The sequence below is a fragment of the Nitrospira sp. genome, from assembly GCA_030653545.1.
In the GTDB taxonomy this organism is placed as follows: domain Bacteria; phylum Nitrospirota; class Nitrospiria; order Nitrospirales; family Nitrospiraceae; genus Nitrospira_D.
Map to the genome: position 1 here is coordinate 1 of JAURZE010000019.1, position 15160 is coordinate 15160.

The following is a 15160-nucleotide window of genomic DNA, read 5'->3' on the forward strand; positions in this document are numbered from 1 at the left end:
ACGGAATGTACTTCGCCATCCCGCGATCGGCGCACACCTTGGTCAAGGCGGCGGTCAACGTGGTCTTCCCGTGGTCCACGTGCCCGATCGTCCCAATGTTCACATGCGGCTTCTTCCGCTCAAATTTCGCCTTCGCCATAACCTACTCCCTCCCTCTACACCAACTGGACTCTATGATTATTCACCCCGATATTTCGCGATGATCCCATCCGCAATTTGCCGAGGGACCTGATCATAGCGATCAAACTCCATACTGTACGTCGCACGGCCCTGCGTGCGCGACCGAAGATCCGTGGCATATCCGAACATTTCACTGAGCGGCACCGTCGCCTCAATCGCCTGAGCGCCGGCACGAACCTTCATGCCTTGAACCTTGCCACGCCGGCCGTTCAGGTTGCCGATTACATCGCCCATAAAATCCTGAGGCACAAGCACTTCGACCTTCATGATTGGTTCAAGCAACACGGGATCAGCGCGCTTGCACGCATCGGCAAACGCCATGGAACCAGCGATTTTAAAAGCCATTTCATTGGAGTCAACGTCGTGGTAGGAGCCGTACGTGAGCGTCACACGAATGTCACGCAAAGGGTACCCAGCGATAACACCAGCATCCAGCCGCTCCTTAACACCTTTTTCGACGGCCGGAATAAACTCCCTCGGAATCACACCGCCGACAATCTTATTGACGAACTCAAAGCCCTTGCCCGACTCGGACGGCTCAACAGTGAGGACAACATGTCCATACTGTCCGCGACCACCGGTTTGCTTAACGTACTTCGATTCCGCCTCAGCAGCCCTACGAATCGTCTCACGGAATGCCACTTCAGGCTTACCAACATTGGCTTCAACCTTGAACTCACGGAGCATACGATCAACGATAATTTCAAGGTGCAACTCACCCATGCCGGCAATGATCGTCTGCGCCGTCTCTTCGTCGGTACGCACCCTGAACGAGGGATCTTCCTGCGCCAGCTTCTGAAGAGCGAAGCCCATCTTCTCCTGATCGGCCTTTGTCTTCGGCTCAATCGCCATCGCAATGACCGGCTCGGGAAACTTCATGACTTCCAAGAGAACCGGCTGCTTTTCCTCAGACAGCGTATCTCCCGTGGTGGCACCCTTTAGACCGACAGCCGCAACAATGTCTCCTGCATAGGCGACATCGATTTCCTCACGCTTGTTCGCGTGCATCTTGAGCAATCGACCGATACGATCCTTCGTGCCCTTAGTCACATTCAACACAGGCGATCCGGTCTTCAACGTTCCGGAGTACACACGGAAGAACACTAGCTGACCAGCAAACGGGTCGGTCATCATCTTGAATGCGAGCGCAGAAAAAGGGTCGCTATCATCCGGCTTCCGCTCAACTTCTTTTCCTGTATTCGGATCAATGCCCTTGACCGGTGGAATATCCATCGGCGATGGAAGATAATCGACCACAGCGTCCAACAGTTGCTGCACACCCTTATTCTTAAAGGCCGACCCACAGAGCACCGGCGTAACCTTCATGGCAATCGTCGCCGCCCTAATCGCCCGCTTAATCTCTTCTTCAGTCAGCGCGTGCCCATTGAGATACTTTTCCATGACCTGCTCGTCGAACTCAGCGACGGCATCGATCATTTTCTCGCGATACTCCTTCGCCTGATCGAGCAGATTGTCAGGAATATCCCCGACGACATACTTCGCACCCAACGTCTCGTCGTCGTAAAAGAATCCTTTCATCTTGACCAAGTCGACAGTCCCTCGAAACTCACTCTCACGCCCAATAGGAATCTGAATCGGAACAGGATTGGCGCCAAGACGATCAATGATCGACTGAACACTGGCGAAGAATTCTGCGCCAATTCGATCCATCTTGTTCATAAACGCAATGCGTGGCACCGAATATTTATCGGCCTGCCGCCACACCGTCTCAGACTGAGGTTCTACACCTTGAACCGAATCGAATGCCGCTACCGCTCCGTCGAGCACACGCAACGACCGCTCCACCTCAATCGTAAAGTCTACGTGGCCAGGCGTATCGATAATATTGATCCGATGCTCACGCCAAAAACAGGTTGTCGCAGCAGCCGTGATCGTAATTCCACGTTCACGCTCCTGCTCCATCCAGTCCATGGTAGCAGCGCCCTCATGGACCTCGCCGATCTTATGCGTCATTCCAGTGTAAAACAGAATGCGCTCGGTCGTCGTTGTCTTCCCGGCATCGATGTGAGCCATGATGCCGATGTTTCGCGTATGTTCTAATGATGTTTGACGAGCCACTTCATTCCCCTAAAAAACACATGTGCCACAAGTCAAGCCGAACTTCACTGCTGCGACCCGCCAACACCCGAAACTGCGATTCGCAGCACGGCTCAACTGCAGCACAGTACGACGCTACCAGCGATAATGGGCGAAGGCTTTATTCGCTTCCGCCATCCGATGCACGTCTTCCCGTTTCTTCACAGAGGCGCCGGTATTATTCGACGCATCCATCAATTCAGCAGCCAAGCGTTCCCGCATGCTTTTCCCGCCGCGAGTCCGCGAATACTCAGCCAACCAACGAAGAGCCAACGACACCCTCCTCGCCGGGCGGATCTCGACAGGAACCTGATACGAGGCTCCACCGACACGCCTCGACTTCACTTCAACAATCGGCTTCACATTATCAATGGCAGCCTTGAAGACCTTCAACGGATCATTCCCAGTCTTCTCCTGAATCGCATCGAAGGCTCCGTAGCAAATACGCTCCGCCGTGCTCTTCTTTCCGCCGCTCATCAGCGTATTCACAAACTTCCCAACAAGCTTATCGCGATATCGCACATCAGGAAGGACTTCGCGCTGATCCAGAAATTTACTTCTTGGCATGTCAGATACTCTTTCTCGTTAATCCAGAATTTACTTCGGACGCTTGGCGCCGTACTTCGAACGGCTCTGCTTACGATCAGCCACACCGACGGCATCGAGAGCACCGCGCACCAAATGGTAGCGAACGCCGGGAAGGTCCTTGACGCGGCCGCCACGCACAAGCACAATCGAGTGCTCCTGCAGGTTATGCCCGACACCAGGGATATACGTCGTGACTTCCATGCCGTTCGTCAATCGAACGCGAGCCACTTTACGCAACGCCGAGTTCGGCTTCTTCGGAGTCGTCGTATACACACGGAGACAAACTCCCCGTTTTTGAGGACAGCCTTTGAGCGCCGGACTCTTCGTCTTCGCCTTGACGAGGTTTCGCCCTTTTCGCACTAACTGATTGATTGTCGGCATCGTGTTCTAACCCTTATCGCTTTCAAAAATCCCACGGGCGTCTTCCGCAAAGCCGTCGGATTATAGTGATGCAATTACCGCCTGTCAAGTCGCCCCAAGAACCACCTGAATTCCGCAACAATTACGAACGAGCAGCCCCTTCACCGGCGGTGGCTGCCGCCCGCTCTTGTCCGACTTCAGCGCCGCCGGAAGCAGCCGCTACCGCAACTGGAGCGGCTTTTTCGCTGATGACGAACGTATCGCGATACTCCTCAAATCCCGCTCCGGCCGGAATCAAGCGACCGACGATGACGTTCTCCTTCAACCCGAGCAGACTATCTTCGCGTCCATTGATCGCCGCTTCCGTCAAGACACGCGTCGTTTCCTGGAACGATGCGGCAGAAATAAAGCTATCAGTGGTTAATGCTGCCTTAGTAATACCTAGGAGAACCGGTTTACCAAGAGCCGGCGTGCCGCCCTTCTCCAAGACGCGGTCGTTCGCCTTCTCGAATAAGGCCTTGCTCACCTGGCTGCCAGGCAAGAATTCAGTATCACCCGGATCTTCGATCCGCACCTTGCGCAACATCTGACGCACGATGATTTCGATATGCTTGTCGTTGATGGTCACACCCTGCAACCGATAGACGTCCTGCACTTCATCAACAAGATATTTCTGGAGCTCATTCGGCCCCAACACATCGAGAATATCGTGCGGATTGGCCGAACCGTCCATCAACGGCTCACCGGCACGCACCCAGTCTCCTTCGTGCACATTGACGTGCTTACCCTTAGGTATAAGATATTCCTTCACGTCGCCCATCTTATTGTCGACGAGCACTTTCCGCTGCCCCTTCACGAACCCGCCGTAGGAAACTTCGCCGTCGATTTCACTGATGACGGCCTGTTCCTTCGGCTTGCGCGCCTCGAACAGCTCGGCCACACGCGGAAGACCTCCGGTGATGTCCTTGGTCTTCGTCGTTTCGCGCGGGATCTTCGCCAGCACGTCTCCGGGATGCACCGCCGCACCTTTTTCGACAAAAATATGGGCGCCGACCGGCAGCAGATAGCGGGCCACGTTCGCTCCCGCCGCAACCTTCGCCGTCTTACCTCCGTCATCCTTAATCGAAATGCGGGGACGAAGCGTCGCACCCGAATGCTCGATGATCACCTTACGCGAAAGACCGGTGACCTCGTCGAACTCATCCTTCATGGTTACGCCTTCGATGATGTCACCGTAGGCAATCCGTCCACCGACTTCCGTGAGGATCGTCAGTGAATAGGGATCCCATTCGACCAGCTTTTGGCCAAGAGCGATTTTATCACCGTCGCCAATCTTGATCTTGGCGCCATAGACCACGGGATACTTCTCCCGTTCACGGCCGCTCTCATCGACGATCGCGATCTTCGCGTTACGACTCATCACCACCCATTCGCCCTCTTTGTTTCGGACGGCGATTCCAGGGGTCGGAATGTCGGCATTCTTCTTCGCATCAAAACTCAAGAACTTAATGCGACCGGCATGCTTCGATTCGACAATTGTCTGCTCGACGACTTTGCTCGCCGTACCTCCGATGTGGAACGTACGCATGGTCAACTGCGTTCCAGGCTCACCGATCGATTGCGCCGCAATGACGCCGACGGGTTCACCCTTCTCGACGAGCCGTCCACGAGCAAGGTCGCGGCCGTAACAGGCCTGACAGACGCCGCGCGGCGCCTGACACGTCAGCACAGACCGGATCTTCACGCGCTCAACGCCGGCCTCAACGACCGCCTTCGTACGATCTTCGTTGATCTCTTCATTGCGCGACACGATGATTTCACCGGTCACGGGATCGCGGATATCTTCTGCAGCCAAGCGACCCAGCACACGCTCTTCCAACGGCTGAATGATTTCACCACCCTCAATGAGGGGGCTCACCATAATGCCGTCGTGCGTGCCGCAATCGATCTCATAAATGATCACGTCCTGGGCGATGTCGACCAAGCGACGGGTCAAATACCCGGAGTTCGCGGTCTTCAATGCCGTATCCGCGAGACCTTTGCGGGCACCGTGCGTCGAAATGAAATACTGCAGCACCGTCAACCCTTCGCGGAAATTCGCCGTAATCGGCGTTTCGATGATTTCACCCGACGGCTTAGCCATCAGTCCGCGCATACCGCCGAGCTGACGAATTTGCTGTGAACTACCTCGCGCGCCGGAATCGGCCATCATGAAAATAGGATTGAAGGATTCGGCCTTGGCGGGATCGCCGCCGGCACCGAGCTCCTTCATCATTTCATTCGCGACCTGCTCCGATACGTGCGCCCAGATGTCGATGACTTTATTGTAACGTTCGCCGTTGGTGATTAACCCTTCGGCGTACTGCTTCTCAATCTCGCCGACTTCGTGCTGCGCCTTTTCGATGAACACACCCTTTTTCGTCGGGATGTGCATATTATCGACGCAAATCGACACGCCGGCTCTCGTCGCATAGAAGAAACCGAGATCCTTGATCTTATCGAGGAACACAACCGTGTCCCGATGACCGGTCTGCCGATAGACCGTGTCGATCAGCTTGGTCATTTCTTTCTTCGTCATCAGCTTATTGGCGCTGGCGAACGGCATGCTTGCAGGAAGAATTTCCGACAGAAGCACGCGCCCAACCGTGCTCTGTACCAACACGCCGCCGAGACGCACCTTGATACGAGCATGCTCTTCGACTTCGCGCGCATCGTAGGCAATCCGCACTTCCTCGGGGGACCCGAAGATCTTGTTCTCGCCCTTGACGCCCACGCGTTCTTTGGTGAGCCAGTAGACACCCAACACCATGTCCTGTGAAGGCACCGCAATCGGCTTTCCGTTCGCCGGAGACAAGATGTTGTTGATCGACATCATCAGCACGCGCGCTTCAACCTGCGCTTCGACGGACAACGGCACGTGAACGGCCATCTGGTCTCCGTCGAAGTCCGCGTTGAACGCTGCGCAGACGAGCGGATGCAACTTAATGGCTTTACCTTCCACCAAGACCGGATCGAAGGCTTGAATACCCAGTCGGTGAAGAGTCGGCGCACGATTCAACAGCACCGGATGCTCGCGAATCACTTCGTCGAGCACATCCCACACTTCGGGGCGCTCTTTTTCGACCAAGCGCTTGGCGCTCTTAATCGTCGTCGCGGCACCGCGCTCTTCCAGCTTGTGGAAGATGAACGGCTTGAACAACTCCAGCGCCATCTTCTTCGGGAGTCCGCACTGGTTCAGGCGGAGATCTGGCCCGACCACGATGACCGTACGGCCGGAGTAGTCGACCCGCTTTCCGAGCAAGTTCTGGCGGAAGCGGCCCTGCTTACCCTTGAGCATGTCGCTCAAGGACTTGAGCGGACGCTTGTTGGGTCCGCGGATCGCACGGCCTCGACGGCCGTTATCGAACAAGGCGTCGACGGCTTCCTGCAGCATGCGCATTTCATTGCGGATGATGACGCCAGGCGCTTTCAATTCCATCAAGCGCTTCAACCGGTTGTTCCGGTTGATGACGCGGCGATAGAGGTCGTTCAAGTCGGACGTCGCAAACCGGCCGCCATCAAGCGGAACCAGCGGGCGCAATTCCGGCGGCAACACCGGGATCACGTCCATGATCATCCACTCCGGCTTGTTGCCGGACTTGCGGAATGCTTCGAGGACTTTCAACCGCTTCGCGTACTTCTTCTTCAAGGCGGCCGACGCCGACGTCTTCGCCTTGATCTGAATCTCATCCCACAAACTATTGATGTCGATCTTGCGCAGCAAATCGCGAATAGCTTCTGCGCCGATCCCGACCTTAAATCCGCTGGATCCGAACTCAGACTGCAACGTGCGCAGCTTGTCTTCCGGAACCAATTCCTTTTCAGAGAGATCCGTCGATCCCGGATCGACGCAGACATAGCTCTCGAAATAGAGGATCTTCTCAAGTTGCTTCAAGCTCATATCGAGCAACGTCCCGATACGGCTCGGCACACCTTTGAGGAACCAGATATGCGCGACCGGAGCGGCCAACTCGATATGTCCCATGCGCTCGCGGCGCACTTTGGACTGAATGACCTCGACGCCGCACTTGTCGCAGACGATCCCGCGATGCTTCATGCGCTTATACTTGCCGCAATTGCACTCCCAGTCCTTAATCGGACCGAAAATCTTCGCGCAGAAGAGGCCGTCCTTTTCCGGCTTAAACGACCGGTAATTGATCGTCTCCGGCTTCTTCACTTCGCCGTAAGACCAGGACCGGATCTTCTCGGGCGACGCAATGCGAATCCGCATCGAATCAAACGACACCGCATCACGCGGCTTCTCAAACAATGTATATACGCCTTCCAATGTAGGACCTCCTCTGATACCGGCTTTCAACCGGCACACAAGTGGTTAGTCTTGCGACTTCAGCAACTCGACGTCGAGCCCCAAACTCTGCAACTCTTTGACCAAGACATTAAACGATTCGGGCAACCCTGGTTCCAAGAACGGTTCACCCTTCACAATTGCTTCATACATACGCGACCGGCCCGGGACGTCGTCGGACTTGACCGTCAGGAACTCCTGCAGCGTCGACGCAGCGCCATACGCCTGCAAGGCCCAGACTTCCATTTCTCCAAGCCGCTGACCGCCGAACTGGGCTTTACCGCCCAAGGGCTGTTGCGTGACCAGAGAATAGGGTCCGATAGACCGTGCGTGAATCTTGTCGTCCACCAAGTGGTGGAGTTTCAGTACGTACATGTAGCCCACGGTGACCGGACTGGCAAAAGTCTCTCCGGTTCGCCCGTCCACCAATGTGCTTTGCCCGCTCGGCGGCAATTTTGCCTTGATGAGCAGATCCTTGATTTCTTTTTCAGACGCCCCGTCGAATACCGGGCTTGCCACCTTGATCCCCAGCGCCTTGGCCGCCCACCCGAGGTGAGTCTCCAAGATCTGCCCGACGTTCATACGTGAGGGCACGCCGAGAGGATTCAGCACGATTTCGACTGGTGTGCCGTCCGGCAAATAGGGCATATCCTCTTCCGGCAACACGCGCGACACGACACCCTTGTTTCCATGTCGTCCCGCCATCTTGTCGCCGACCTGAATCTTGCGCTTCATCGCGACATACACCTTCACCAGCTTGATCACGCCGGGAGGCAATTCGTCGCCGCGCTTCAGACGGCCGACCTTTTCGTCGTACAGCGTCTGGAGAATCTCGATCTGTTCCTTCGCCCGCCGCTCCACATCCTCGAGTTCCTTCTGTTCATCCGGATCGCTCAGGATGATGTGGCGTACGGTGTCATCGGGCAACCGCTTGAGAATCTCGGCCGTCAGCTTGCCCTTCTTCTTCAGAATGACATCGCCGGTATCCGGATCCATCAAGTCGCGGCCGACCACTTTACCAAGCAAGAGCTTGCGAATCTTCTTCGTCTTCTCTTCATCGATGATGCGCAGCTCTTCATGATGATCGCGCTGCAACTTCATCTGGTCGTCGCTCTCAATGCTCTTGGAGCGCTCGTCTTTATCCAGCCCTTTGCGGGAGAAAATCTTAACGTCGACCACGATCCCTTCGACACCCGGAGGAACGGTCAACGAGGTGTCTTTCACATCGCCGGCCTTTTCTCCGAAGATCGCCCGGAGCAGCTTCTCTTCCGGCGTCAACTGCGTCTCGCCCTTCGGCGTGACCTTGCCGACCAGAATATCGCCCGGCTTCACTTCGGCGCCGATGCGAATGATGCCGCTCTCGTCGAGATTGCGGAGCGCTTCTTCTCCGATATTGGGAATATCGCGGGTCACCTCTTCCTTGCCCAGCTTCGTGTCCCGCGCTTCCAGCTCGAACTCTTCAATGTGAATAGACGTAAACGCGTCCTCACGAACCAGCTTCTCGCTCAAGAGGATCGCGTCTTCGAAGTTGTATCCACCCCAGGGCATGAAGGCCACCAGGATGTTCTTCCCCAACGCCAATTCTCCATGATCGATGGCCGGACCATCCGCCAGCACCTGCCCAACCTTCACGGGCTGTCCCAAGCGGACTACCGGCGTCTGGGTAATACAGGTGTTCTGGTTCGAGCGCTGGAACTTGATCAGGTCATACACGTCCAGACCTGAATCCTTCCCCTTGCGCCCTTCCTTCCCCTCAGCACGCACGACGATACGGGTCGCATCCACGCTCTCCACGACACCTGGGCGGCGTGCCTGCACGACGTAGCCTGAATCTCTGGCCACGACGGCTTCCATGCCGGTTCCGACGAGCGGTGAGTCGGACGTGACCAACGGCACCGCCTGACGTTGCATGTTGGATCCCATCAAGGCACGGTTCGCGTCGTCATGTTCCAAGAACGGAACCAACGCCGTCGCGACACTGACGACCTGCTTCGGCGACACGTCCATGTAGTCGATCTTGTCCGACGTCGCGGTGACAAAGTCTCCGCCATGACGCGCCGTAATCATTTCTGAGGTCAAACGCCCGCCGTTATCGACGGTCGAGTTGGCCTGCGCGATGAGATATTTATCGCCTTCGATGGCCGAAAGGAACTCGATCTCGTCGGAGACGCGCCCTTTCACGACCTTCCGATAGGGCGCCTCGATGAACCCGAACTGATTGATCCTGGCGTACGTTGCCAGAGACGTAATCAGACCGATGTTCGGACCTTCCGGCGTCTCAATCGGACAAATGCGGCTATAGTGAGACGGGTGCACGTCGCGAACTTCAAAACCTGCGCGTTCCCGAGTCAAACCGCCCGGACCGAGCGCCGACAAGCGGCGCTTGTGGGTGATTTCCGCCAAGGGATTTGTCTGGTCCATGAACTGCGACAACTGACTGCTGCTAAAGAATTCCTTCACGGCCGCAACGACCGGCTTGGCATTGATGAGATCGTGAGGAAGCACCGTCTCCATATCCAGGAGATTCATGCGTTCCTTGATGCTCCGCTCCATCCGCACAAGCCCGAGGCGGAATTGATTCTCCAATAGTTCCCCGACTGAACGCACACGACGATTACCCAAGTGGTCGATATCGTCGATGTCGCCTTTACCCATCTTCAGGTTCACGAGATAGCGGATGACCTCGACAATGTCCTGCGCCGTCAAGGTCCGCTGCTCGAGCGGGAGATCCAGCGTCAGCTTGCTGTTCAGCTTAAGTCGGCCCACCGGAGACAGGTCATACCGCTTGGAATTCAGGAACAGGTTGTCGAACAACGCACGGGCCGTTTCCACGGAAGGAGTCTCACCCGGACGCAAGCGGCGATAGATTTCGACCATCGCTTCTTCTTTGGTCTCGATCTTTTCCATTTCGAGCGTGTCGAGAATGACCGGCGTCGCCGTCGCGGTATCGAAATAGATGACCTTGAATTCTTCGACGTCGCTCTCGAGGATCTTCTCCACGATCTCCGCCGTCAGCCGCTGGTTCTTCTCGGCAATCTTGTTCTTCTTGGCATCCACGATTTCCGTCAAGATCGCACGACCGACCAACTCTTCTGGAGTCAGCGGAATCTCTTTCACGCCGGCGGCCTTCAACTTGGCGATGAGGCCCTTGGTCAGCTTGGCTCCCTCGCGCACAAGCGGTTCCTTACTCCCCTTTTCCGTGACCTCGACAGAAGCTCGAAGCCCCTGATGAATATCGGCATCCAGTTTCCGGAACAACTTGCCCTTCACCAGTCGAATCTCTTCGACGGGGTAGTACATCTTGAGCAAGTCGTCGCTGGAAAAATTAAAGGCCTTCAGCAGAATCGTCGTCGGCATTTTTCGCCGGCGGTCGATCCGCACATATAGGATGTCCTTCGCGTCGAACTCGAAATCGAGCCAGGATCCTCGATAGGGGATAATGCGCGCCGAGTACAACACCTTCCCGCTGGCATGCGTACGACCCTTGTCGTGGGTAAACGATGCACCAGGTGAACGGTGCAACTGACTCACGACGACCCGCTCGGTCCCGTTGATAATGAACGTGCCGCGCTCCGTCATCAGCGGCAGCTCGCCGACATAGACTTCCTGCTCGCGGACGTCCAGCACCTTCTTTCGTGGGCCCTTGTCTTCTTTGTCGAACACGACCAGGCGCACGCGAAGCTTGAGCGGGACCGCGAAGGTCATGCCCTGTTCAATGCACTCTCGCTCGTCGTACTTGGGCGTCCCCAGGGTATAGCTGGAGAATTCCAGTACGGCCGTATTGTTATAGTCAGGAATCGGGAAGACACTGGCCAGCGCGGCCTGCAAGCCCTGATCCTTACGGCGCTCGGGCTCGACTTCCATTTGCAGGAACTCTTCGTACGAGCGCTTTTGAATTTCAATCAGGTCAGGGATAGCGATGCTGGCCCGGATGCGTGAGTAATCTTTCCGTTCGACGAACTCCTGAAGAGTCGTTTCGGGCATGCGCACTCCTCCACACACTATGGTTGGCTTCGGGTGCCGTCAGTTGAGACAGCACCCGAAGACGATCGGACAATGCTGCTTACTTAATCTCGACCTTGGCGCCGCTCTCCTCGAGCTTCTTCTTCATCGTGTCGGACTCTTCCTTGGTCGCGCCGGTCTTCACGGGCTTCGGTGCGCCTTCCACGAGATCCTTCGCTTCCTTCAGCCCAAGGCTCGTCAATTCACGCACCACCTTGATGACCTGGATCTTCTTGTCGGCAGGAGCCGACACGAGAATCACGTCGAAAGCGGTCTTCTCTTCGGCGGCAGCAGCCGCGCCGGCAGCCGGGGCTGCGGCCATGGCAACAGGCGCCGCGGCGGTCACGCCAAAGCGGGTCTCCAAACCCTTCACCAACTCCGCCAAGTCGAGCACGCTCATGCCCTCAATGGCCTTGATCAATTCTTCCTGCGAAAATTTTGTAGTGGTAGCTGACATGTCTCCCTCCCCTTTCTTTTTGTCCTGAATGGCTGCAACAACTCGCACAAATTTTGACAACACTGCGCTCAAGGTATAGACCACGCCGCGTATCGGCCCTTGCATGGCCGATAACAACATAGCAATGAGCACTTCCTTCTTGGGAAGCTTGGCAATGGCTGCGAGATCCGCCGCCTGCACGATCTTCCCTTCCAACACTCCGACTGTGACCTTGATCTTTTCGTCGCGCTTCTCCGCCCCGATCCAATCGCGCAAGATCTTGGCAGGCAAGACGGGATCGTCATAGCCGATCACCATCCCCGTCGGGCCCTTCAGATGGGCCTTGAGACCGGCCAAGCCTGTCCCCTCAGAAGCCCGAATCGCGAGGGTATTCTTCATGATCCGGTACTCAGCCTTCACCCCGCGCAATTGCTTGCGCAGCTCGGTGACCTGATTCACCGGAAGACCGACGGATTCGGTCAAGATCGCGATTCTTGCGCGGCCGAATATCTCGGCAAGTTCCGCAACCGCTGGTGCTTTAAGATCCTTCTTCATACCTGACCCTTTCTCTCCAGACGCCGGCCACGCCGGCGCTCGCTTAACTCCACTGCTTGGTCAACGCCATCGCATCTAACTGCACTCCAGGACCCATAGTGCTGGAAATCGTGGCGCTCTTCAGATAGCGGCCCTTGCAGGACGCCGGCTTCGCCTTGATGACGGATTCAAGAATGGCCGAGGCGTTGTCGTACAGCTTGTCGATGTCAAACGACACCTTGCCGACCGCCACCTGCACGATACCCGCCTTTTCGACCTTGAACTCGACCCGGCCCTTGCGAATTTCCGCCACGGCCTTCCCGACCTCAAACGTGACCGTGCCGGTCTTCGGATTCGGCATAAGCCCACGCGGACCGAGCTGTTTTCCCAACTTTCCCACTGACGCCATGAGATCCGGCGTGGAGATGGCATAGTCGAAATCCATCCAACCACCCTTGATCTTCTCCATGAGATCGTCGGATCCCACGTAGTCGGCGCCGGCCTGACGGGCCTCTTGCTCCTTGTCGCCCTTGGCGAATACCAGGACACGAACCTTCTTGCCCGTCCCATGCGGGAGCGCCGTGGTGCCCCGGACCATCTGGTCGGATCGCTTCGGATCCACACCCAAACGCAAGGCAATATCGACCGACTCATCGAACTTCGCATAGGCCGACTTCTTGACGACGTCGACAGCTTCACGCAAGGCGTACATGCGCGGTTCGACTTTCTCTAACGCGGCCTTCATCTTCTTTCCCATACCTCGTACTCCTTCTTCCCGAACGCTATCCGCGCTATCCCTGTACTACGACACCCATGCTTCTGGCCGTTCCGGCAATGATCTTGATCGCGCCTTCCAGGTCCGCCGCATTCAAATCAGACTGCTTCTTCTGGGCGATGTCGCGCAGCTGAGCCTGAGTAATCTTTCCGACCTTATCTTTTTGCGGCACGCCCGATCCCTTGATGATGCCCGCCGCTTTCTTCAACAGATCCGACGCCGGAGGCGTCTTCATAATGAAGGTGAAGGATCGATCCTTATACACGGTGATGACCACCGGAATAATGCTATCGCCTTCCTTCTGGGTCTTCGCGTTGAACTGCTTGCAGAACTCCATGATGTTGACGCCGTGCTGACCGAGCGACGGGCCGACGGGAGGAGCCGGATTGGCCTTCCCAGCGGGAATCTGCAACTTAATGAGAGCGGATACTTCCTTTGCCATGTGAATCTCCTCAGAACGTCAGCGCTGCCACGTTCAACAGCAACAACGACACACCTTAAATTCGCTCAACCTGCAGGAACCCCAGTTCCACCGGCGTCGAGCGCCCGAAAATACTGACCATCAACTTCAACCGACTGTGATCCTGATCCACCTCATCGACCAATCCGTTGAAGCCCAGGAACGGACCGTCGACGATGCGAACATTGTCGCCCTTGATGAACTTGACCTGCTCGCGCGGCCCGGACTGCCCGGCATCCACCTGCTTGAGCAGCGACTCCACTTCCTCGGTCGTCAGCGGAAGCGGGAGCGCCCCGCCCCCGACAAACCCGGTGACCTTCGGCGTCTCCTTGATCATCTGCATCGTCTCGTCTTGCAACGGCGTTTCCAGCTCCACCAGCACATAGCCGGGGAAAAACTTCCGTCGAGACGTCCGCCGCTTCCCGTCCTTGATTTCAATTACATCCTCGGTCGGAACCAGGACCTGACCAAGCTTCTCAACGAGCCCCATCTGATTGGCTCGCTCCAAGAGGCTGGTCTTCACGCGTCCCTCAAACCCCGCGTACGTATGAATGACGTACCAGTTTTTTGTCATGCCCCACCCTCAGGTCAAGAAATCAGGACGCGCCTCCGCGAGACGCACATCCGTCGAACGATCAAATAATCTTACTGACCAGCCACACCAAGAACGAGTCGATCACCGACAAATAGAGCGACATCAAGATACAAAACACAATCACCACAGTCGTCGAACCGATGGTTTCAGCCCTGGTCGGAAACGACACTTTCTTCAACTCCGCGCGAACTTCCGCGAGGAACAACTTGATAGATTCGGTCATCCGCTTAAACATCGACCCCTCCGCCTCATCATCCAGCACAGCCCGCCACATCTATCACACCGATCCCGAGCGCACTCAGTGTGGCAGGGGCACTAGGATTTGAACCTAGACCATCGGTTTTGGAGACCGAGGTGCTGCCATTGACACCATGCCCCTACAGGACCCGCATCGCCGGCGCGACACCGGCCTCGGCCTACTTCACTTCTTTATGGGCAATATGCTTCCGACAAAACTTGCAGAACTTATTGCGCTCCAACCGATCCGGATCGTTCTTCTTATTCTTGTTGGTCGAATAGTTCCGCTGCTTGCATACCGTGCACGCTAAATCGATAACCTCACGCATCTCACTCTCCTCGTTAGGCGAATACGTTATTGGACCGAGAAAGAGGGATCGAAACGATCGCCCCGCTCTTCAGACCGCCGTTACGCCAGAATCTCGGTGACCACGCCGGAGCCGACCGTCTTGCCGCCCTCGCGCACCGCAAAGCGGAGCCCCTGCTCCATGGCGATCGGGCTGATCAATTCACCCGTCACACTCACGTTATCCCCCGGCATGACCATTTCC

General features: G+C 56.3%; 13 protein-coding genes, 1 tRNA gene and 1 pseudogene. All 15 read right to left on the bottom strand.

All coding sequences use genetic code 11. The features are described from left to right. On the bottom strand, positions 1-139 hold a 139-nt coding region (locus Q7U39_06505), incomplete at its 3' end, for a GTP-binding protein (protein ID MDO9117589.1). A gap of 38 nt (positions 140-177) precedes the next feature. Next, a complete protein-coding gene (fusA, locus tag Q7U39_06510; protein MDO9117590.1) occupies positions 178-2259 on the bottom strand; it encodes an elongation factor G in 2082 nt (693 codons plus the stop codon). Between the two features lie 114 nt (positions 2260-2373). Beyond that, on the bottom strand, positions 2374-2844 hold the full coding sequence (rpsG, locus tag Q7U39_06515; GenBank protein ID MDO9117591.1) for a 30S ribosomal protein S7: 471 nt from the start codon (positions 2842-2844) through the stop codon (positions 2374-2376). A gap of 30 nt (positions 2845-2874) precedes the next feature. Further along, on the bottom strand, positions 2875-3246 hold the full coding sequence (rpsL, locus tag Q7U39_06520) for a 30S ribosomal protein S12 (GenBank protein MDO9117592.1): 372 nt from the start codon (positions 3244-3246) through the stop codon (positions 2875-2877). Positions 3247-3367: 121 nt separating this feature from the next. Beyond that, positions 3368-7495: a DNA-directed RNA polymerase subunit beta' gene (gene rpoC / locus Q7U39_06525; GenBank protein MDO9117593.1), complete on the bottom strand. Its 4128-nt coding sequence runs from the start codon at positions 7493-7495 to the stop codon at positions 3368-3370. A gap of 102 nt (positions 7496-7597) precedes the next feature. After that, positions 7598-11554: a DNA-directed RNA polymerase subunit beta gene (rpoB, locus tag Q7U39_06530; GenBank protein MDO9117594.1), complete on the bottom strand. Its 3957-nt coding sequence runs from the start codon at positions 11552-11554 to the stop codon at positions 7598-7600. Between the two features lie 79 nt (positions 11555-11633). Further along, entirely contained in the window at positions 11634-12029 is a 396-nt protein-coding gene (gene rplL, locus Q7U39_06535; GenBank protein ID MDO9117595.1) for a 50S ribosomal protein L7/L12, read from the bottom strand. A gap of 27 nt (positions 12030-12056) precedes the next feature. Further along, positions 12057-12563 (bottom strand): annotated as a pseudogene (gene rplJ, locus Q7U39_06540) (50S ribosomal protein L10). Between the two features lie 43 nt (positions 12564-12606). Then, the gene (rplA, locus tag Q7U39_06545; protein ID MDO9117596.1) at positions 12607-13299 is read right to left on the bottom strand and encodes a 50S ribosomal protein L1; all 693 of its coding nucleotides are present in this window, start codon (positions 13297-13299) and stop codon (positions 12607-12609) included. A gap of 34 nt (positions 13300-13333) precedes the next feature. After that, complete coding sequence (gene rplK, locus Q7U39_06550; protein MDO9117597.1) at positions 13334-13759, bottom strand: 50S ribosomal protein L11; 426 nt, start codon at positions 13757-13759, stop codon at positions 13334-13336. A 55-nt stretch (positions 13760-13814) separates the two neighbouring features. Then, the gene (gene nusG / locus Q7U39_06555; GenBank protein MDO9117598.1) at positions 13815-14351 is read right to left on the bottom strand and encodes a transcription termination/antitermination protein NusG; all 537 of its coding nucleotides are present in this window, start codon (positions 14349-14351) and stop codon (positions 13815-13817) included. A gap of 61 nt (positions 14352-14412) precedes the next feature. Further along, positions 14413-14646 (bottom strand): preprotein translocase subunit SecE, encoded by a 234-nt coding sequence (secE, locus tag Q7U39_06560; protein MDO9117599.1) that lies wholly within the window; start codon positions 14644-14646, stop codon positions 14413-14415. Between the two features lie 30 nt (positions 14647-14676). Next, positions 14677-14751 (bottom strand) — tRNA-Trp (locus Q7U39_06565). A 37-nt stretch (positions 14752-14788) separates the two neighbouring features. After that, positions 14789-14938, bottom strand: a complete 150-nt coding sequence (gene rpmG / locus Q7U39_06570) for a 50S ribosomal protein L33 (GenBank protein MDO9117600.1) — start codon at positions 14936-14938, stop codon at positions 14789-14791. Positions 14939-15018: 80 nt separating this feature from the next. Next, the coding region (gene tuf, locus Q7U39_06575; protein MDO9117601.1) for an elongation factor Tu at positions 15019-15160 on the bottom strand (142 nt) is incomplete at its 5' end.

Coding starts and splice junctions, on each gene's coding strand:
- rpsG (MDO9117591.1), bottom strand. CDS start 2,844: ATGCCAAGAAGTAAATTTCTGGATCAGCGCGAAGTCCTTCCTGATGTG.
- rpsL (MDO9117592.1), bottom strand. CDS start 3,246: ATGCCGACAATCAATCAGTTAGTGCGAAAAGGGCGAAACCTCGTCAAG.
- rpoC (MDO9117593.1), bottom strand. CDS start 7,495: ATGCGGATTCGCATTGCGTCGCCCGAGAAGATCCGGTCCTGGTCTTAC.
- rpoB (MDO9117594.1), bottom strand. CDS start 11,554: ATGCCCGAAACGACTCTTCAGGAGTTCGTCGAACGGAAAGATTACTCA.
- rplL (MDO9117595.1), bottom strand. CDS start 12,029: ATGTCAGCTACCACTACAAAATTTTCGCAGGAAGAATTGATCAAGGCC.
- rplA (MDO9117596.1), bottom strand. CDS start 13,299: ATGGGAAAGAAGATGAAGGCCGCGTTAGAGAAAGTCGAACCGCGCATG.
- rplK (MDO9117597.1), bottom strand. CDS start 13,759: ATGGCAAAGGAAGTATCCGCTCTCATTAAGTTGCAGATTCCCGCTGGG.
- nusG (MDO9117598.1), bottom strand. CDS start 14,351: ATGACAAAAAACTGGTACGTCATTCATACGTACGCGGGGTTTGAGGGA.
- secE (MDO9117599.1), bottom strand. CDS start 14,646: ATGTGGCGGGCTGTGCTGGATGATGAGGCGGAGGGGTCGATGTTTAAG.
- rpmG (MDO9117600.1), bottom strand. CDS start 14,938: ATGCGTGAGGTTATCGATTTAGCGTGCACGGTATGCAAGCAGCGGAAC.